The sequence below is a fragment of the Bacillus sp. SIMBA_031 genome (assembly GCF_046535225.1).
GTDB classification, from domain to species: domain Bacteria; phylum Bacillota; class Bacilli; order Bacillales; family Bacillaceae; genus Bacillus; species Bacillus velezensis.
Genome location: NZ_JAWRXC010000001.1, coordinates 666954 through 684983, shown reverse-complemented (window position 1 = coordinate 684983; position 18030 = coordinate 666954). Strand labels below are relative to the sequence as shown.

Annotated in this window: 17 protein-coding genes and 1 riboswitch; all 17 genes read right to left on the bottom strand. The window is 49.9% G+C overall.

Annotation, left to right across the window (positions count from 1 at the left end; all coding sequences use genetic code 11):
* Positions 1-164: 164 nt before the first annotated feature.
* The 17 genes from SB724_RS03410 to pyrR all read right to left on the bottom strand — a co-directional run bounded on the left by SB724_RS03410 (position 165) and on the right by pyrR (position 17880).
* Positions 165-653 (bottom strand): precorrin-2 dehydrogenase/sirohydrochlorin ferrochelatase family protein, encoded by a 489-nt coding sequence (locus tag SB724_RS03410; protein WP_410570091.1) that lies wholly within the window; start codon positions 651-653, stop codon positions 165-167.
* Positions 634-1419 carry a sirohydrochlorin chelatase gene (locus SB724_RS03405; protein WP_410570089.1) on the bottom strand — a complete coding sequence of 262 codons (786 nt, stop codon included), beginning with the start codon at positions 1417-1419 and terminating at the stop codon, positions 634-636. The genes SB724_RS03410 and SB724_RS03405 overlap by 20 nt, the downstream gene beginning before the upstream one ends.
* Positions 1420-2193 (bottom strand): uroporphyrinogen-III C-methyltransferase, encoded by a 774-nt coding sequence (gene cobA, locus SB724_RS03400; protein ID WP_105937740.1) that lies wholly within the window; start codon positions 2191-2193, stop codon positions 1420-1422.
* Between the two features lie 124 nt (positions 2194-2317).
* On the bottom strand, positions 2318-2911 hold the full coding sequence (gene cysC / locus SB724_RS03395) for an adenylyl-sulfate kinase (RefSeq protein ID WP_007611313.1): 594 nt from the start codon (positions 2909-2911) through the stop codon (positions 2318-2320).
* A gap of 13 nt (positions 2912-2924) precedes the next feature.
* Complete coding sequence (gene sat / locus SB724_RS03390) at positions 2925-4073, bottom strand: sulfate adenylyltransferase (protein WP_007409738.1); 1149 nt, start codon at positions 4071-4073, stop codon at positions 2925-2927.
* A 48-nt stretch (positions 4074-4121) separates the two neighbouring features.
* Positions 4122-5186 carry a sulfate permease gene (cysP, locus tag SB724_RS03385; RefSeq protein WP_265971980.1) on the bottom strand — a complete coding sequence of 355 codons (1065 nt, stop codon included), beginning with the start codon at positions 5184-5186 and terminating at the stop codon, positions 4122-4124.
* Between the two features lie 12 nt (positions 5187-5198).
* Entirely contained in the window at positions 5199-5900 is a 702-nt protein-coding gene (locus SB724_RS03380) for a phosphoadenylyl-sulfate reductase (RefSeq protein WP_410570086.1), read from the bottom strand.
* Between the two features lie 126 nt (positions 5901-6026).
* Positions 6027-6131, bottom strand: a riboswitch (SAM riboswitch).
* 101 nt (positions 6132-6232) lie between these two features.
* Positions 6233-6865: an orotate phosphoribosyltransferase gene (gene pyrE, locus SB724_RS03375; RefSeq protein ID WP_007611309.1), complete on the bottom strand. Its 633-nt coding sequence runs from the start codon at positions 6863-6865 to the stop codon at positions 6233-6235.
* Positions 6862-7581, bottom strand: a complete 720-nt coding sequence (pyrF, locus tag SB724_RS03370; RefSeq protein ID WP_023356886.1) for an orotidine-5'-phosphate decarboxylase — start codon at positions 7579-7581, stop codon at positions 6862-6864. The genes pyrE and pyrF overlap by 4 nt, the downstream gene beginning before the upstream one ends.
* The gene (locus SB724_RS03365) at positions 7550-8485 is read right to left on the bottom strand and encodes a dihydroorotate dehydrogenase (RefSeq protein WP_003154377.1); all 936 of its coding nucleotides are present in this window, start codon (positions 8483-8485) and stop codon (positions 7550-7552) included. The genes pyrF and SB724_RS03365 overlap by 32 nt, the downstream gene beginning before the upstream one ends.
* Complete coding sequence (locus tag SB724_RS03360) at positions 8485-9255, bottom strand: dihydroorotate dehydrogenase electron transfer subunit (protein WP_265971981.1); 771 nt, start codon at positions 9253-9255, stop codon at positions 8485-8487. Before SB724_RS03360 ends, SB724_RS03365 begins: the two co-directional genes overlap by 1 nt.
* Positions 9252-12467, bottom strand: coding sequence for a carbamoyl-phosphate synthase (glutamine-hydrolyzing) large subunit (gene carB, locus SB724_RS03355; protein ID WP_410570083.1), 3216 nt, complete (start codon positions 12465-12467; stop codon positions 9252-9254). The genes SB724_RS03360 and carB overlap by 4 nt, the downstream gene beginning before the upstream one ends.
* Entirely contained in the window at positions 12452-13546 is a 1095-nt protein-coding gene (locus tag SB724_RS03350) for a carbamoyl phosphate synthase small subunit (RefSeq protein ID WP_007409730.1), read from the bottom strand. The genes carB and SB724_RS03350 overlap by 16 nt, the downstream gene beginning before the upstream one ends.
* Complete coding sequence (locus tag SB724_RS03345) at positions 13543-14829, bottom strand: dihydroorotase (protein ID WP_265971982.1); 1287 nt, start codon at positions 14827-14829, stop codon at positions 13543-13545. Before SB724_RS03345 ends, SB724_RS03350 begins: the two co-directional genes overlap by 4 nt.
* A complete protein-coding gene (locus SB724_RS03340; RefSeq protein ID WP_029325902.1) occupies positions 14813-15727 on the bottom strand; it encodes an aspartate carbamoyltransferase catalytic subunit in 915 nt (304 codons plus the stop codon). The genes SB724_RS03345 and SB724_RS03340 overlap by 17 nt, the downstream gene beginning before the upstream one ends.
* Positions 15728-15869: 142 nt before the next feature.
* Complete coding sequence (gene pyrP / locus SB724_RS03335; protein WP_025284702.1) at positions 15870-17180, bottom strand: uracil permease PyrP; 1311 nt, start codon at positions 17178-17180, stop codon at positions 15870-15872.
* Between the two features lie 154 nt (positions 17181-17334).
* Positions 17335-17880: a bifunctional pyrimidine operon transcriptional regulator/uracil phosphoribosyltransferase gene (gene pyrR / locus SB724_RS03330; protein WP_003154392.1), complete on the bottom strand. Its 546-nt coding sequence runs from the start codon at positions 17878-17880 to the stop codon at positions 17335-17337.
* Positions 17881-18030: the final 150 nt, after the last annotated feature.

Genomic DNA, 18030 nt, shown 5'->3' with positions numbered 1-18030 from the left:
CAGGCGGCATTGGGATCAGATACATATTCCGCATCACTTCGCAATCCTGACCGCTTGTCGGCATATACCGTTCAAACTGCCCGCTTTCGTTTTGAATTGTTCACATTCGACGGACTGTCAGGACAGTATAAAAAACACCCTGCCTGATGACAGACAAGGTGTTTTTATGGTCTTCTTCTTTTCTCAAATAATCGATCCACTTCTTCAGCCAAATCAGCAGTAATGAGAGGCTCTATGTCCTCAGCCAGTCTTTTCGTATGTACCGGGCTTGCGCCGCTTGTTGATACGGATACTTGAATGCGCCCTTTGCGGATGATCTTCGGCATATACACGCTGCCCTGTTCAGCATCGCTTACACAATTGACCAGCTGCGTTTCAGAAGCGCTCGCGGCTATCTCCTGATTCACGCTGCGGTCATTTGTCGCGGCAATGATGAAAAAAGCGGGCGCGAGATCCTTCATTTCAATTTTACGGGAAACCCAGCGGATACGTCCTTCATCCGCCAGCTGTTTAATTTCAGGCAGGGCATCGGGACTGATTACAGTTATATCCGCGCCTTCCAGAAGCACCGTTTTGAGCCTTCTTAAGGCAACATTGCCTCCGCCCGCGATGATAATTCTTTTTCCGCTTAAATTAATGTGCAGAGGCAGCATACTGTCCCCCCTTAAAATCAAACTGACCGCCGGGGTTTCGAACAGCTTCTGACACACGGTTCAAAAACGCCTGCTTAATATGCGGGTGAAAACCTAAGTATGAAGCGAGATGAACATATTGATTGATCGTTTGAAGCTTTTGAACTTCCCGTTCAATCTCAGTCATTAAAAGCCCGGTAAACAGAAGATATGGAACGATAAAAACGGGTGCTCCGTCATCCTCTTCAAGGCCGGCAAACACTTCTTTATAGTGCGGGTCACATGCTGTTAAAAAACAAGGGATGACTTCTTTAACAGGTGTAATCGCCTCAAGTTTTCCGGCAATCTCACTGACTGCGTTTTTAACTGCCGGATCTGTGCTTCCTCTTCCGATCAGCACCACTTTCGCCTGCTCAATGGGCACTCCGGTATCTTCAATGCGATGATGCACCGCTTTTACGACTTCATCGTTCACTCCGATCGGAACACCATATGTCACTTTTATATCGGGATGCAGGGCCGCCGCACGGGCGATTTCAGCCGGAATGTCATGTTTTGCGTGGGCAGCGGTCAACAGCAGTAAAGGCACGGCCGCAATATGAGTGGCGCCTTGTCTGACACATGCTTCAAATCCCGCTTCAATAGACGGTTCCTGCAGTTCTAAAAAACAGATTTCTTGAATGGGAGCGTCAGCGTGCGGCATGCACCCTTTTAAAAACGCCGCCGACTCTGTCTGCGCTTTTTTCAGCCTGCTTCCGTGCCCGATGTATAAAATCGCCTGCTTCATTTACAACGCCTCGCTCAAATCCAGATTTTTCTGATCAGATGCATACCAGTCCAGTTTGCAGTGATAATTGACGACATCACCGATAACAATTAAGCTCGGGTTTTTGATTTCTTCTTTTATCACGGTGTCTGAAAGCGTGCCGACGGTGCAGACGACTGTTTTTTGCCTGGCCGTCGTTCCCCAATGAATAAAGGCTGCCGGAGTGCCGGCGTCTCTGCCGTTTTCCAGCAGCATTCTTTCAATCTGCCGGATATTTTTAATTCCCATATAAATCACCAGCGTATCAATGCCCGTCGCCAGCGCTTTCCATTTTTCTTCAAAGTCGTCTTCTTGTTTATAATGCCCCGTAACGAATGCGACATTGGAGCTCGCCTCTCTGTGCGTCACGGGAATGCCGGCATAAGCAGCAGCCGCGATTCCTGATGTAATGCCGGGAACGATCTCAAACGGAATGGCGTTTTGCGCGAGAGCCTCCGCTTCTTCGCCTCCGCGGCCGAAAACAAACGGGTCGCCTCCCTTGAGCCTTACAACGGTTTTCCCCTTTTTCGCATACTTCACAAGGAAACGGTTGATCGTATCCTGTTTCATAATGTGAAAATCCGGGAGCTTGCCGCAGTAAATCAGATCCGCCTCTTCTCCGGCATACTGTAAAATCTCTTTGCTTACCAATCTGTCATATAATATAACGTCCGCTTTCTGTATGGCTTTCATTGCCTTCACCGTTAATAAGTCCGGATCTCCCGGACCGGCTCCAACGATAAATACTTTCCCCATAGCATGTCTCCCCGATCCGTTTTGAAATCTTCCCAGAACAGCCGCGAGGCCGCACTTCAGCTATTTTACCATATCCCGCCATTGCGGGGGATATCCGGCTGATTGCGCGGCCTTTTTGGACCTATTATGCTAAGCTGTTTTTCACAAAGTCAACCAGTCTTCCGGTGCATTCTTCGCGTTCACATTTGCCTGAATCAAGTACGAGCTCAGGCGCTTTCGGCTCTTCATACGGTGAGTCGATCCCCGTAAAGAACGGAATTTCACCATTTCTTGCTTTTTTATATAAACCTTTCGGATCGCGCTTTTCACATATATCGAGGTCGCATTTAACATAGATTTCATTAAATTCGCCCTCTGCCACAAGCTCTCTCACCTGATCTCTGTCCTCACGGAACGGAGAAATAAAAGCCGTGATGACGATGGTTCCCTGCTGAACGAAAAGCTTCGCCACTTCCCCGATGCGGCGTATATTTTCCTTGCGGTCATCATCGGAAAAACCTAAGTCCTTGTTTAAGCCGTGGCGGATGTTATCACCATCAAGCACGATGACTTGATAGCCTTGTTCAAACAGCTCGCGCGCTGCGGCGTTTGCAATCGTGGATTTCCCTGAACCGCTTAACCCCGTCAGCCAGAGGATAGAGCTTTTATGCTTGTTTTTCTGCTGGTATTCTTCTTTCGTTATTGAGGCTTCATGCCACACGATATCACGATTTGTCACTCTATTTTCCTCCTTAAGAAACGCCTGCTTCTTCTTTCGTTTTCAGCCCTTTAATCAACACCTCGACAACTTCAGGACGGCTGAATTCCGCCGGCGGCATGACGCCGCTTCGCAGCATTTCTCTGACCTTTGTTCCTGACAGAATGACGTGGTCTTCTCTGTCATGCGGGCATGTTTTGGCCGTTCCCATGTTGCCGCATTTCTGACAGAAAAAGCTGTGCTCGAATTTCATCGGTGTAATCCCGAGTTCATCCGCTGTAAATTGATCAAACAGCTCTTGCGCTTCATATGTGCCGTAGTAATCACCGACGCCGGCATGATCGCGGCCGACGATGAAATGCGTGCAGCCGTAGTTTTTGCGGACAAGCGCGTGGAAAATGGCTTCTCTCGGCCCCGCATACCGCATAGCCGCCAAAAATACGCCGAGGAAAACGCGGTCTTTCGGATAATAATGATCGAGCAGCACCTGGTAGCTTTCCATTCTGACATCCGCCGGAATATCATCTGATTTTGTTTCACCGACGAGCGGGTTCAAAAACAGGCCGTCTACCGTCTCAAGCGCGGTTTTTTGGATATATTCGTGGGCGCGGTGGACCGGATTTCTCGTTTGGAAACCGACAATGGTTTTCCAGCCCTTTTCTTCGAAGCTTCGTCTTGTATCGGCAGGTTCAAATGTAAACTCGGGAAACTGCTTTGACGCTTTTTTAACTAATGTGATCGGCCCGCCGACATACGTATCGCCGCGTGAAAATAATTTTTTCACGCCCGGATGCGCGGCATCATCGGTTTTATATACGTGAACAGCTTCTTTTTGTTTATCCGGCGTATAAATATCTTCGATGTCGACTACGCCGTATGTTTCTCCGCCGTAAGTCAGTTTCACCGTGTCGCCGACGGCAAGCTCAGCCGCTTTTTCTGAATCGACCGGAAGCGTGATCGGCAGGGACCAGACAACCCCGGATGCCAAACGCATATTTTCAACGACTGACACGTAATCTTTTTCTGTGAAAAATCCTTCAATCGGGCTGTACCCCCCGATCCCGATCAGCTCTAAATCAGCGAACGAAATCAAATCAAGCTCAATTTCTTTTTGGACGGATGTAAGATCATACTGCTCATTCACCCGATTAATTAATGTTCCTCCGTGCGGTGCTAAACTCATAATACATAATTCCTCCCAGTTAACAGATAAATAAACTCAGATTAATAGTTAAATGCCTCCGCCTTGTTCATGGACAGAGCGTTTCTCTTTTCTGATGGCTTTCATCAGACTGGCGGCTCCGCCAGCTGCCAAAAGCACGCTGGCCATCATGAAGATGGAATAGTAATCTCCTTTTAACAGCAGGGAGACAAGCAGATACGAAATCGATAGTGACAAAAACGGCGAAACGACCCATACTTTGAGCATCGTTTTCACGACTTCTTTATGAAAAACGTTCGGCCCGTTTTTGGCCATTCCGATGCCGATAATTGATGATGATGTGACTTGCGCCAATGGGACCGGCAGACCGAAGACGGAACTGATAATGACAAGCCCCGCACCGGTTCCTGAAAGCAGTATACCTTCTCCGGCTGAAAAGCTCGTAATCTTTTTCCCGTTGGTTTCAAGCACTTTACGTCCTAAAAGCAGAGCGCCGAGAGCGACAAAGATGCCTCCGTACAGCGTTCCTTTGGACACGCTGAGCACGCCCGCAGCAACCAAAGGGCCCACCGCATTTGCGACATTGTTCATTCCGGCTGAAAAAGCTTCCCAAAACCCCGCAATCAGCAGCACAATCCCTAAAATCTTCTGTTTCCGATTCGAAATGACTCGAATATTCAGAGAACTGAATACCTTCGAGACGAGAAACGTGAAACAGAACGCAACGAACGGTACGAGCACCCAAAAACTCACGATGACCAAAAGATGCTGTAAAAACAATACTTTGTACGCGACGCCGACACCGACAATCGCCCCGACAGTGACCTCACTCGTCGACAGCGGAATGCCGAGCACATTCGCCGTGAATAACGATAGCGCCGCCGATCCGATAATAATGCAGACAATGGTGAGCGTAATAGTTTGTTCGGGAATGATTCCGCCGCTGATCGTCTTAACGACTTCACCGCCGCCGATAACCGCCCCTGACAGGACTCCGGCCGCGCAGATGATCAGCGCATACGTTTTCTTTTTGACGGCACCGGACCCGTAAGCGACTCCCATTGATGCCGCGGCCCCGCTGGCTCCGATATTCATGGCAAAAAACAGGCAGAATAAAATAGCGGCTAATTCCATCGTGGAGCTCCTTTATTCATGCAGTCCGCATTCTGTTTTCGCCATGCCGTTCCATCTGCCGCTCCGCAAATCTTCCGCGGTAAACGCAGGTGAAGTGCACGGTTCACAGCCGATGCTCGGATACCCCTGATCGTGGAGGATATTGTAATCCAGCTCATGCTTGGAAGTATATCTCCAGATGTCTTTCCATGTCCAATGGATCAGCGGGCATACTTTAATCGATTGAAACTTGTCGTCTTTATTCAGGAAATTCGTGTTCTCCCGGCTCGGCCCTTGATCCCGGCGAAGACCGGACAGCCATGCCGGATGCCCTGCGAGCGCTTCTCTTAACGGCAGAATTTTTCTGATGTAGCAGCACTGGTTCGGTTCTCTTTCCCACAGTTTATCTCCGTGAGCCTCGGCCTGTTCTTCAAGAGTAAGGCTTGGCTTTTTCAGGATAATGTTCAGTCCCGGGTAACGCTCTTTCACTTTTTCGATCGTTTCATATGTTTCTTTAAAGTGAAGACCCGTATCGAGAAACACGATTTCCGCGTCTTTCTTTACTTTAGAAATTAAATCGATCAGGACGATGCCTTCAATCCCGAAGCTGCACGCGTAAACAAGCTGGTCTCCGTAGTGGCCGTATGCCCATTTTAAAACGGACAGCGCCCCTTTATAGGAATCGTCTTCCGGAAATGTAATCGCCGGCTCTTCCCATGTGTCATACGTTAGCATTTTTCCTTTCCTCCTCCCGGAGACAATCAAACAGCTGTTGTTTTCTGCCGGTTGTCTTATCCCTCAATCTTTTTTCATATAAAAAACTTTCAATCCAGCGGAATGAAAGACAGTGACCCGGTATAGCCCTTATCTTCAAAATGCTGTGCATTTTTCTGGATGCGGCACCTTGCATGACACGCAGGTTGCCGGGCGTCATCGGTCCAGTCCCTCAGCCGCTCTTGATAAGCTTTTTAGATTTGTACTAAATTTTAGCACAATTCTAACAGAAGTCAACCCGAGTTTTTTGATAGGAATAATAAAACAGGCCCTGAGGCCTGTTTTTATTGTCATTATTTTTTAAACCAATCTTTTGACTCGGGATTCAATTTCCATGATTTCAGTTTTTCAATGTCAGCTGAATGAATCGTTCCGTTTTCAAGCGCGACTTCAATCAGCGTGTCATAATCCGTTAACGAGTAATAAGGAAGACCCGCTTTTTTAAAGGCTTCTTTTGCTTTCGGCAGTCCGTATGTAAAAATGGAAATGACGCCGAGGACTTCCGCGCCCTCTCTTTGAAGGGCCGCCGCAGCTTCAAGCACGCTGCCCCCGGTAGAAATCAAGTCTTCAATCACGACTGTTTTTTGTCCTTTCTTAATGGCGCCTTCTATTTGATTTCCTTTGCCGTGCGCTTTCGGTTTGCTTCTGACGTAGCACATCGGCGCGCCTGTACGGTCTGCGAGAAGCGCAGCATGCGGAATGCCCGCCGTTGCAGTGCCCGCGATCATCTCTGCCTCGGGAAAATGCTCTTTCAGCAGTTTGCCGAGCCCGTCCGCCACATCATTTCTCACTTTTGGATACGACAATGTCAGACGGTTGTCACAATAGATCGGTGATAAAATGCCGCTCGCCCACGTAAACGGCTCATTCGGGCGTAAAAAGACAGCTTCAATGTGTAATAGATGTTTTGCGATAGCCTGTTTCATCGGCGAACGCCCTCCCATTCCAGTTTAATTGCTTCATATGCTTCAACGGGGTTTTCCGCTTTTGTAATTGAGCGGCCCACGACGATGGCTGACGAACCGTTTTCTTTCGCAAATGACGGAGTCGCCGTCCGGACTTGATCGTCAGCTGCGTCACTGGCCGTGCGGATGCCCGGCGTGACTGTCAGAAATGAAGGCCGGACCGCTTCATAAATGGCTTTTGTTTCATGCACCGAACATACCACTCCGTCCAGCCCGCACTCTTCCGCCATTTTGCCGTAATGCACAACCGTTTCTAACAGCGGCTTATGCAGCAGAAGCTCTTCCTTCGCCACCTGCTCTGAAGTGCTGGTCAGCTGAGTCACCGCGATTAAAGACGGGCGTTTTCTGCCTGCCGGCGTGCCTTCTTCAAGCCCCTCAAGGGCCGCGCGCATCATGCGTGCGCCCCCTGCTGCATGCACATTGACGAGATCAACGCCGAGGCCGGCCAGCCGCTTCATCGCTTTATTGACCGTAGTCGGGATATCATGAAGCTTTAAATCTAAAAATATATCACAGTTCCGTTCTTTTAATTGGTGAATGATGGCGGGGCCTTCCTGATAAAAAAGCTCCATCCCCGTTTTGACAAAAAGCCTTTCCTTTTCAAACAAGTCTAAAAACGTTAAAGTCTCTTCCCCTGATGCAAAATCAAGCGCGATGATGGGCAGGTTGTTTTTCATGTTTCCAGCTCCTTCCGATGCATTCACTTACAGATTGAAAGCCGTGTTGGCGCAGCACACGGGGGAGCTGTTCTATGATTTCCGGGCAGACGAACGGATTGACGAAGTTTGCCGTGCCGACGGCAACCGCACTCGCTCCCGCAAGAAGAAATTCTAATGCATCCTCTGCGGTCTGAACGCCTCCCATCCCGATAATCGGAATTTGAACGGCCTGGCTGACTTCGTATACCATCCTGATGGCGACCGGTTTGATCGCCGGGCCTGACAGTCCGCCCGTTTTATTTGCTAAGATCGGCCGTCCCGTCTTGAGATCGAGCCTCATCCCGATGAGTGTATTAATCATCGTCAGACCGTCAGCACCGGCCGCTTCAATCGCTTTGGCAATTTCGGTTATGTTTGCGACATTAGGCGAAAGCTTCACATACACAGGCACTGCGGAAACTTCTTTCACCGCTTTTGTCAGTTCGGCCGCCATGACGGGATCAGTACCAAAAGCAATCCCCCCCGTTTTGACATTCGGACATGAAATGTTAAGCTCAAGCGCATGCACATTCGGCGCTTGGCTGATGTGCTCGGCCACTTCTTTATAGTCGTCCACCTGAGAACCGGCGACATTTGCGATAATCGGCGTGTCAAATTGTTCGAGCCAAGGCAGCTCATGATTGAGCACATGCTCAAGGCCGGGATTTTGCAGTCCGATGGCATTCAGCATTCCCGCGCTTGTCTCCGCCACTCTCGGTGTCGGATTTCCGAAGCGGGCTTCGTTCGTCGTGGCTTTAATCATAATGCCTCCGAGGCATGATAAATCGTAAAACCCGGCATATTCTTTCCCGAAACCGAAACATCCGGAAGCGGGGATGATCGGATTTTTCAATTGGAGACCCGGCAGATTCACTTCTAACATTACAGCGCCACCTCCTCAGCTTTAAATACCGGCCCGTCAAGGCAGACCTTTACATAGGATGTATCGCTTTCACCCGTGCGGCACACGCAGGCGAAGCAGGCCCCGATGCCGCAGCCCATCCGCTCTTCCATCGAAAGATAAACCTCTTTATGGCTGTACTGCTGCTTCAGAGCTTTCAGCATCGGTGTCGGTCCGCAGCTTAGCAGGACATCGAATTCGAGCTGCTTTTCACGGATGACATCGGTGACAAACCCTTTCTCTCCATATGTTCCGTCAGCCGTCGCCACATAGGTGTCTCCGTACGCACGACATTCCTGTTCGTAAAAAACATCCTTTGCTGATTGAAATCCAAGCACATGAATGACGTTTATGCCTTTTTCCGTCAGGCGCTTTGACAGTTCCTGCAAGGGCGGAACCCCGACTCCGCCTCCGACTAACAGCGCGGTTTTGCCGGGTTCAATCCGCCGGACGGGGAACCCGTTCCCGAGAGGGCCGAGAACGTCTATCCTGCCGCCCTCTTTTTTCTCGGCCAAAAGACGCGTTCCCTCACCGTCAGCTCTGTAGATAACGGATACTTCATTCGCAGCGAAATTGACGTCCGCAATGCTGAGCGGTCTTCTTAATAGCGGCGTGACCGCGTCACTCACCTTCAGATGAAGAAATTGACCCGGCTCGGTAAGGTGCCGGACAAGCTCTCCTTTCAGCACCATCTTATAAATCCGGTCGGCAATCTCTAAGTTGGATTGAACAGTCAAATGCGCTTTTTTCATATCGTGACTGCCGCCTTTTGATTGGTTTCGGATGCAGGCATATGATCCGCCCGGAATGTCATGCTTTCCAGTACCCGCAAAATGGCTTCGGCCGTATCTAAAGATGTCAGGCAGGCGACTCCGTTCTCAACGGATTCGCGGCGGATTCTGAAGCCGTCTCTGGCCGGCTGTTTGCCCTTTGTCAGCGTATTGATGACAAATTGCGCTTCGCCGTTTCTGATAACATCGAGCAGATTTTTCCCTTCTTCGCCGATTTTTCCGACGACTTGAGCCGGAATCTGAGCGTCTTTCAAATAAGCCGCCGTTCCTTCCGTTGCCAAGATTTTATAGCCGATGGCGTGGAACCGCTTGGCGATCAGCAATCCTTCTTCTTTATCTTTATCGGCAACAGTCAACAGCACTGAGCCGTAGTTCGGGATTTGAATGCCAGAAGCAATCAGCGCTTTATAGAGCGCTTTTTCCAGGGTTGAATCTTTGCCCATGACCTCTCCCGTCGACTTCATTTCAGGGCCTAACGTAATATCCACTCTTCTCAGCTTCGCGAATGAGAAGACAGGCGCTTTCACGAATACCCCCTGCTGTTCAGGCTGCAGCCCCTCTTGATAGCCGAAATCAGCAAGCTTTTGACCGAGGATGACCTTTGTCGCCAGGTTCGCCATCGGGATTTTTGTGATTTTGCTTAAGAACGGCACGGTTCTGCTTGACCGCGGATTTACCTCAAGCACATACACCTCACCTTTCGACAGGACGAACTGGATGTTCAGCAACCCGATGATGTTAAGGCCTTTTGCCAAGGCTACAGTGTATTGTTCGATTTTTTTCTTTATGTCTTCGCTTAAAGACTGAGGCGGATAGACGGCGATTGAATCCCCTGAATGGACGCCGGCCCGCTCAATATGCTCCATAATTCCCGGAATAACGACTGTTTCGCCGTCAGATACGGCATCGACTTCGATTTCTTTCCCCGTCAGATAACGGTCGATTAACACCGGATGCTGCGGGTTGATTTTGACCGCATTTTTCATATAGTGAAGCAGCTCTTCTTCGTGATAGACGATTTCCATCGCCCGGCCGCCGAGCACATACGAAGGGCGGACAAGTACCGGATAGCCGATGGATGCGGCGATTTTGACCGCTTCGTTCACCGATACGGCGGTTTTTCCAAGCGGCTGCGGCACATTCAGCGCCTCAAGCGCCTGCTCGAACTTATCCCGGTCTTCCGCACGGTCTAAATCTTCAAGTGATGTACCGAGAATTTTGACGCCGCGGGCGCTCAATTCTTCCGCAAGGTTGATCGCCGTCTGGCCGCCGAATTGGACAACAACGCCTTCCGGCTGTTCCAAATCGATGATGTGCATGACATCTTCAACCGTCAGCGGTTCAAAATACAGTTTGTCTGATATGCTGAAATCAGTGGAGACCGTCTCAGGATTGTTGTTGATAATAATCGCTTCATAGCCTGCCTGCTTGATCGCCCAGACAGAATGAACGGTCGCATAGTCAAATTCCACGCCCTGTCCGATGCGGATCGGACCGGAACCGAGGACGACGACGCTTTTTCTTGATGTAACCTCAGACTCGTTCTCTTCCTCATATGTGCTGTAAAAGTACGGGGTTTCTGATTCGAATTCCGCCGCGCATGTATCCACCATTTTATATACAGGCTTGATGTCGGCTTCTTTACGCATTTGTACCAGCTCTTGTTCCGGCATATTCCATTCCCGGCTGATATATTTGTCGGAGAAACCGAGTTCCTTCGCTGTTTGAAGGACGGCGAGGCTGCCTTTTTCCGCTTTCAGCTCTGTTTCAAAAGCGACCAGCTTCCAGAGCTTGTGCAAAAAGAATACGTCAATTGCGGAAAACTCATGAAGCTGCTCCACTGTATAGCCTCTTCTGAACGCTTCAGCAAGATAAAACAGGCGTTCATCCCCGGCTTTTCTGATCCGTTTTTCCAAAAGTCCGTCCGAAATCTCTTCCGCATCCTTCAGTTCCAGGTGATAGACATCGGCTTCCAGTGAGCGGACCGCCTTTAACAGCGATTCTTCAAGGGTGCGTCCGATGGCCATGACCTCTCCGGTGGCTTTCATCTGCGTCCCGAGCCTGCGGTTTGCCGACTCAAATTTGTCGAACGGCCAGCGCGGGATTTTAGAAACAACATAGTCCAGCGCGGGCTCAAAAGCCGCATATGTTTTTCCCGTTACGGGATTCATCATTTCATCAAGAGAAAGCCCGACTGCGATTTTCGCCGCAAGCTTTGCGATCGGGTAACCCGTCGCTTTTGAGGCGAGGGCAGATGAGCGGCTCACCCGCGGATTCACTTCGATAATGTAATATTGGAAGCTGTCGGGATCGAGCGCGAGCTGAACATTACAGCCGCCTTCAATGCCGAGCGCGCGGATCAGCTTTAATGAAACATTGCGCAAAAGCTGGTATTCCCGGTCGCTCAAAGTCTGGCTCGGGGCAACGACGATGCTGTCACCCGTATGGATGCCGACCGGATCGATATTTTCCATGTTGCAGACGACGATCGCGTGATCTCTGCTGTCTCTCATGACTTCATATTCGATCTCTTTGTAACCGGCAATGCTTTTTTCCAGAAGGCACTGATGGACGGGGCTGAGTTTTAATCCGTTTTCGACGATCTCTTTCAGTTCCGCTTCATTCGAGCAGATGCCGCCGCCCGTTCCGCCTAATGTGTAAGCAGGGCGCACGATAACCGGAAACCCGATCCGGCCGACAAATTCCTCGGCTTCCTGTAAAGTGCGGATGATCTCACTTTCCGGCACCGGTTCATTCAGCTCATTCATCAGCGTACGGAATAAGTCGCGATCTTCCGCCTGCTGGATGGCGGACAGCTTTGTGCCGAGCACTTCCACTCCGCATTCCTCAAGAACCCCAAGTTCAGACAGCTCGACGGCAAGATTCAGTCCGGTCTGTCCTCCCAGAGTCGGCAGGATGGCGTCCGGCCGTTCTTTTCTGATAATACGCGTGAGAAACTCCGGCGTCAGCGGTTCTATGTATACCCGATCAGCCATTTCCGTATCCGTCATAATCGTTGCCGGATTCGAGTTGACGAGAATGACTTCATAGCCTTCTTCCTTTAAAGCGAGACACGCCTGTGTGCCCGCATAATCAAATTCCGCCGCCTGTCCGATAATAATCGGGCCAGATCCGATCACTAAAATCTTTTTAATATCTACGCGTTTTGGCATACCGCTTCCCCTTCTTTCTCAGTTGTTTCGATCAAGTCAATGAATCTGTCAAATAAATGATTGGCGTCTTCCGGCCCCGGTGAAGCTTCAGGGTGGTACTGAACCGTAAATGCCGGCAATGTTTTATGCTTGAGTCCTTCGATCGTTTGATCATTGATCGCAATGTGCGTCACTTCAAGCTCTGTCTCATCTATTGAAGAAACTGTATACCCGTGGTTTTGGGCGGTTAAAGCGACTTTCCCTGTCGCAAGCTCTTTAACCGGATGATTGGAACCCCTGTGTCCGAATTTCATTTTTTCCGTTTCCGCTCCGGATGCCAGCGCAAATAATTGGTGGCCGAGGCAGATTCCGAATAACGGCACCTTCCCGAGTATGCCTTTTATCATTTCAATGGCTTCCGGCACATCTTTCGGATCTCCGGGTCCGTTAGAAAGCATGATGCCGTCCGGCTTGAGCTGAAGCACTTCTTCCGCCGTTACATTGTACGGCACAACGATGACATCGCATTTTCTTTTGTTTAACTCTCTTAAAATGCCGTGCTTCATACCGAAATCGACGAGTACGATGCGTTTGCCGCGGCCCGGACTCGGATATGCCGTTTTCGCAGATACTTGAGCGACTTGATTTCTCGGCAGTTCCGTTTCTTTCAGCCTTGCAAGAACCTCTCCGACATTCTCCTCACTTGAAGCAAACGTTCCTTTTAATGCGCCGGCCGTGCGGATCATTCTTGTGAGCTTTCTCGTGTCAATCCCTTGTAAGCCGGGGATATTTTTCATTTTCAAATACTCGTCAAGCGTGTAAGCCGAACGCCAGTTGGAAGGCAGCTCGCACAGTTCTTTTACGATCAGCCCTTTTACAAAAGGAGTGATGGATTCAAAGTCATCTCTGTTAATTCCGTAGTTGCCGATCAGTGGATACGTCAGCGTCACGATCTGCCCGCAGTAAGAAGGGTCTGATAAAATTTCCTGATAACCGGTCATTCCCGTGTTGAATACGACTTCACCTGCTGTATGTTCCAGGCTCCCGAATGCTTCACCCTCAAATACCGCTCCATTTTCCAGCACTAGTCTTCTTTTCATTTGACGAGTCTCCCTTCTTCGTATGCAAGCTTACCGGCAGCCATCGTTGCAACAGGCCAGCCGAAGCACTTCATCTTGTTGAATGGCGTATTTTTTCCTTTAGATAAAAATGTATCTTTGTCAATGGCCGCTTCTTTTTCCAGATCAATCAGGGTGATGTCAGCCGGCGCGCCCGGTGCAAGCGTTCCGTACGGAAGACCGAATGCCTCGCAAGGTTTTGCCGTCATGAAATCAACCAGCTGCTTCAGCGTCCACGCCCCGTTTTTCACAAAATGTGTGTACAGAAGCGGAAAGGCTGTTTCTAAACCGACGATACCGAAAGGCGCAAGCTTCATGTCCGTGTTTTTCTCTTCTTCTGTATGCGGCGCATGGTCAGTGGCGATGAAATCAATCGTGCCGTCTAAAAGCCCTTCAATCAGCGCCTCTCTGTCCTCTTTGCTGCGAAGGGGCGGATTCATTTTAAAATTGGTATCAAGTCCCGGGATATCTTCGTCACAAAGCAGCAGGTGGTGCGGCGACACTTCCGCCGTCACGCGGATTCCCGCTTTTTTTGCGTCTCTTACGGCTCTGACGGATTCTTTCGTGCTGATATGACACACATGGTAATGGCAGCCCGCCGCTTCCGCCAGCAGCACGTCACGGGCGATATGTACCGCTTCACAAATGGAAGGTATGCCGTTCAGGCCGTTCGCTTTTGAAAAAGAACCTTCATGCACGCTCCCTCCGTAAATAAGCGAGTTATCCTCACAATGAGCGACAATCGCTTTATTTATTGAAGCCGCCCGTTTCATGGCTTCATACATCATTCCGGCAGTCTGAACGCCGACGCCGTCATCGGTGAAGGCGAATGCGCCGGCTTCATGAAGCGCTTCAAAATCTGTCATTTCTTCGCCGGTTTGTCTGATCGTAATCGATGCGTAAGGAAGAACTCTGACAGATGAGGTTTCTTTGATCCGGTTTTGCAGCCATTCCATCTGCTCTTTCGTATCCGGCACCGGTCTTGTATTCGGCATAGCTGCGACTGTGGTAAAGCCGCCCCGCGCCGCGGCTTTAGAGCCCGTCTCAATGGTTTCTTTTTTCTCGCCGCCCGGTTCTCTGAAGTGGACATGAAGGTCTACGAGTCCCGGTGAAACGAACAGTCCCCCAGCGTCGATCACCGTTTCTCCGTCTTTCGCTGTCAGAAGCCCGGTTTCCGAAATGAATTCACCCGTTACCCGGATATCCTGTGCCACTTTTTCTCCTTGTTCATTTAACATCCAGCCGTTTTTAATGAGATAAGACATAAGCCGCTTCTCCCCTTTTCACATTGGTTTGCAGTGCTCTTTTTAAGACTGCCATTCTGATATACACACCATTTTCCATTTGTTTAAAGATTCTTGATTTTCCGCATTCCACTAATGTTGTGTCAATTTCGACTCCTCTGTTCACCGGTGCGGGATGCATGATGATGGCATGCCGCTTCATGCTCTCCGCCCGCTTTGCGGTCAGCCCGTATGCTTCCAGGTAGCCTTTTTGGTCGGCTTCTGTCTGATGCCTTTCATTTTGGATGCGGAGCAGCATGACGACATCTGAAGCTTGTATGGCTTCATCCGTCTGAACACAGGTGCCGAAGGCGTTTTTCTCATCCTGCCATTGCGGCGGACCAGAAAACAGCACACGTGCGCCGAGCCTTGTCAGCACTTCGGCATTCGACCTTGCCACCCTGCTGTGTTTGATATCGCCATGAATGGAAACCGTCAGGCCCTGAAAGGTCTCAAATTCCTCTTGAATCGTCATTAAATCAAGCAACGACTGGGTCGGGTGCTGGCCGCAGCCGTCGCCGGCGTTTAAGATCGGAATATTGACTCTGCCGGTCAGATCTTTGTAATATTCATCCGTGCTGTGCCTGATGACGCAGGCGTCCGCTCCGATTGATTCCAGTGTTTTGACCGTGTCGTATAAGGACTCGCCTTTTTGAACGCTTGTGCTCGTGCCGTCTAAGCTGAGCACGTTCATCCCGAGTTTCTTTTCCGCCACTTCAAAGCTGAACCGCGTCCTCGTGCTCGGTTCAAAAAACAGATTCGCAACGAATTTTCCCGCGAGATCGGGACGGACTGTACCCTCTTTTATCGCTTTTGCCTCACGCAGCAGTTCTGTAATTTCAGCAGTGCTCAGTTCAGACATCGCCGTTAAATGATTCATGTTTTTCTCCTCCGTTTCCGCTTGAAGGCCGTAAAAAAACACCCCGGTCTATAGACTCGGGGTGCGGTTAAAGAGAGAAGCAGCGTACAGCTTCTTCCCGTTATAACCCTTCCAAGCCTCTCTGGACTTTCTTTAAAAGGTTTTACATATGATTTTGTTTTTCTGATGCCATCGCGTCTTCTTCATTTGCATGCGGCAGGATAAGGTTTAGGATGACTCCGACAATTGCCGCAAGCGCCATGCCGGATATTTGGAACCCGCCTTTTGATACTTGAATAAAAGCCCCTCCGACGCCGATCACGAGGATGACGGATGTGATAATTAAATTTCGCTTGTTTTCATAATCAATGTTGTTGTCAATCAGCATTCTTAAACCGCTGGAGGCGATAATTCCGAAGAGCAGGAAGGAAACGCCTCCCATAACTGCGGACGGAACAGAGCTGATCAGCGCTGATACTTTTCCGATAAATCCGAAGCACAGCGCAATCACTCCCGCGCCGCCGATGACAAAGACGCTGAAAACTCTCGTAATTGCCAGTACACCGATGTTTTCGCCATATGTTGTCGTGGGCGGGCCGCCGATTAACGAAGCAATGATCGTCGCTACGCTGTCCCCCATTATGGAGCGGTGCAGTCCCGGCTTTTTAATGAAATCCTGTCCGACGACTTTACTCAGCACCATTTGGTGGCCGATATGTTCTGACATCGTCACGAAAGCGACCGGCACCATCGCAGCCGCAATGCCCAATGTCACTGACGGCGTATAGTCTTTGAAAGGGATGATAAATTCAGGAACGGCGAACCACTTTGCATCAATGACCGGCTGAAAATTGACGATGCCCTGTGTCAGCGCAAACAGATATCCGCCTATAATGCCGATCAATACCGGAATCAGGCTTAAAAATCCCCGTAAAAAGATGGCGCAGATAATGGTGATTGCCAAAGTGACGCCGGCTACACTGAAATGTTTCAAGCTGTAGACGAGTTCCTTCGCATTCGGATCAGCATACATTGCCATATTGACGGCTGTGCTTGCCAGTCCGAGGCCGATGACGATGATGACCGGCCCGACGACCACCGGGGGCAGCAGCTTCATCAGCCACCCCGTTCCAAGCTGCCTGATGAGAAGTGCGATCAGGCCGTACACAATTCCCGCCAGGAAAGCGCCGACCATGGCAGCCCCCGGCCCTCCCGTCGCCTTCACCAAGATAATCGGTGATATAAAGGCGAATGATGAGCCGAGATAAGCGGGAATCTGGCCTTTTGTCACCAAGAGATAGGCGAGTGTCCCGATTCCGCTCGTGACAAGCGCCACTGCCGGGCTCATTCCGACCAGTTTCGGCACGAGTATGGTTGAACCGAACATGGCGAATAAATGCTGCAGGCTGAATGACAGCCAGGACAATGGATTGGGGACGTCCCTGACTCCCAGGTTTACTTTTTTCTTACTCATGGCGTTTTCCTCCCGGTTGACTTTCAAATGGTATAAAAAAACCTCTTTGCTTTTTGCGCAAAGAGGCATACAAAACCCGGCCGCGTCGATCCGCCCGGCTCTGTGTTTTAAAATCCTCTTTGCAAACTCTCTGGAATGCATTTAAAAAGGGTGATTATTCATTTTCGTAAATGGCGACCATATCAGTCTGATCAACTTCGCTCAGCTGAACCATCACTTTTTCAGCTTTTGAGGTCGGAATGTTTTTCCCGATATAGTCCGCTCTGATCGGCAGCTCCCGGTGCCCTCTGTCGACAAGCACGGCAAGCTGTATCGATGACGGCCGCCCGACATCAACGAGGGCATCCATCGCAGCTCTCACCGTCCGGCCGGTATAAAGCACATCATCAACCACAATGACCTTTTGGTCTGTGATATCGGCCGGAATGTCCGCGCCTTTTACAAGCGGCTCTTCATTGCTCGTTTTTTTCGTGAGATCGTCACGGTAAAGGGTGATATCAATTTCCCCGACGGTGACCGGATTTCCTTCAATCTGTTCGATCCGCTCGGCCAGCCGCTTCGCTAAATAAATGCCTCTTGTTTTAATCCCTACAAGAATGCAGTCATTCATTCCTTTATTCCGTTCGATCATTTCATGGGCTATCCTTGTCAGCGCCCGCCTGATCGCCTGTTCGTCGAGAATAACAGCTTTTTGATTCACTCGTGACACCTCTCCATTCGTATATAAGAAGAAAAAACCCCTCCTGCCAGAGCATAGAGGGGTTCCTTTCCAGGACGAAGACACACGTGTATCTCTTCTGTCCTATCCGTTATCCTTCTCAGCCTCTCTGGACTGTGTTAAAGAATCTAT

Coding starts and splice junctions, on each gene's coding strand:
- SB724_RS03410 (WP_410570091.1), bottom strand. CDS start 653: ATGCTGCCTCTGCACATTAATTTAAGCGGAAAAAGAATTATCATCGCG.
- SB724_RS03405 (WP_410570089.1), bottom strand. CDS start 1,419: ATGAAGCAGGCGATTTTATACATCGGGCACGGAAGCAGGCTGAAAAAA.
- cobA (WP_105937740.1), bottom strand. CDS start 2,193: ATGGGGAAAGTATTTATCGTTGGAGCCGGTCCGGGAGATCCGGACTTA.
- sat (WP_007409738.1), bottom strand. CDS start 4,073: ATGAGTTTAGCACCGCACGGAGGAACATTAATTAATCGGGTGAATGAG.
- cysP (WP_265971980.1), bottom strand. CDS start 5,186: ATGGAATTAGCCGCTATTTTATTCTGCCTGTTTTTTGCCATGAATATC.
- SB724_RS03380 (WP_410570086.1), bottom strand. CDS start 5,900: ATGCTAACGTATGACACATGGGAAGAGCCGGCGATTACATTTCCGGAA.
- pyrE (WP_007611309.1), bottom strand. CDS start 6,865: ATGAAACAGGCTATCGCAAAACATCTATTACACATTGAAGCTGTCTTT.
- pyrF (WP_023356886.1), bottom strand. CDS start 7,581: ATGAAAAACAACCTGCCCATCATCGCGCTTGATTTTGCATCAGGGGAA.
- SB724_RS03365 (WP_003154377.1), bottom strand. CDS start 8,485: ATGTTAGAAGTGAATCTGCCGGGTCTCCAATTGAAAAATCCGATCATC.
- SB724_RS03360 (WP_265971981.1), bottom strand. CDS start 9,255: ATGAAAAAAGCGCATTTGACTGTTCAATCCAACTTAGAGATTGCCGAC.
- carB (WP_410570083.1), bottom strand. CDS start 12,467: ATGCCAAAACGCGTAGATATTAAAAAGATTTTAGTGATCGGATCTGGC.
- SB724_RS03350 (WP_007409730.1), bottom strand. CDS start 13,546: ATGAAAAGAAGACTAGTGCTGGAAAATGGAGCGGTATTTGAGGGTGAA.
- SB724_RS03345 (WP_265971982.1), bottom strand. CDS start 14,829: ATGTCTTATCTCATTAAAAACGGCTGGATGTTAAATGAACAAGGAGAA.
- SB724_RS03340 (WP_029325902.1), bottom strand. CDS start 15,727: ATGAATCATTTAACGGCGATGTCTGAACTGAGCACTGCTGAAATTACA.
- pyrP (WP_025284702.1), bottom strand. CDS start 17,180: ATGAGTAAGAAAAAAGTAAACCTGGGAGTCAGGGACGTCCCCAATCCA.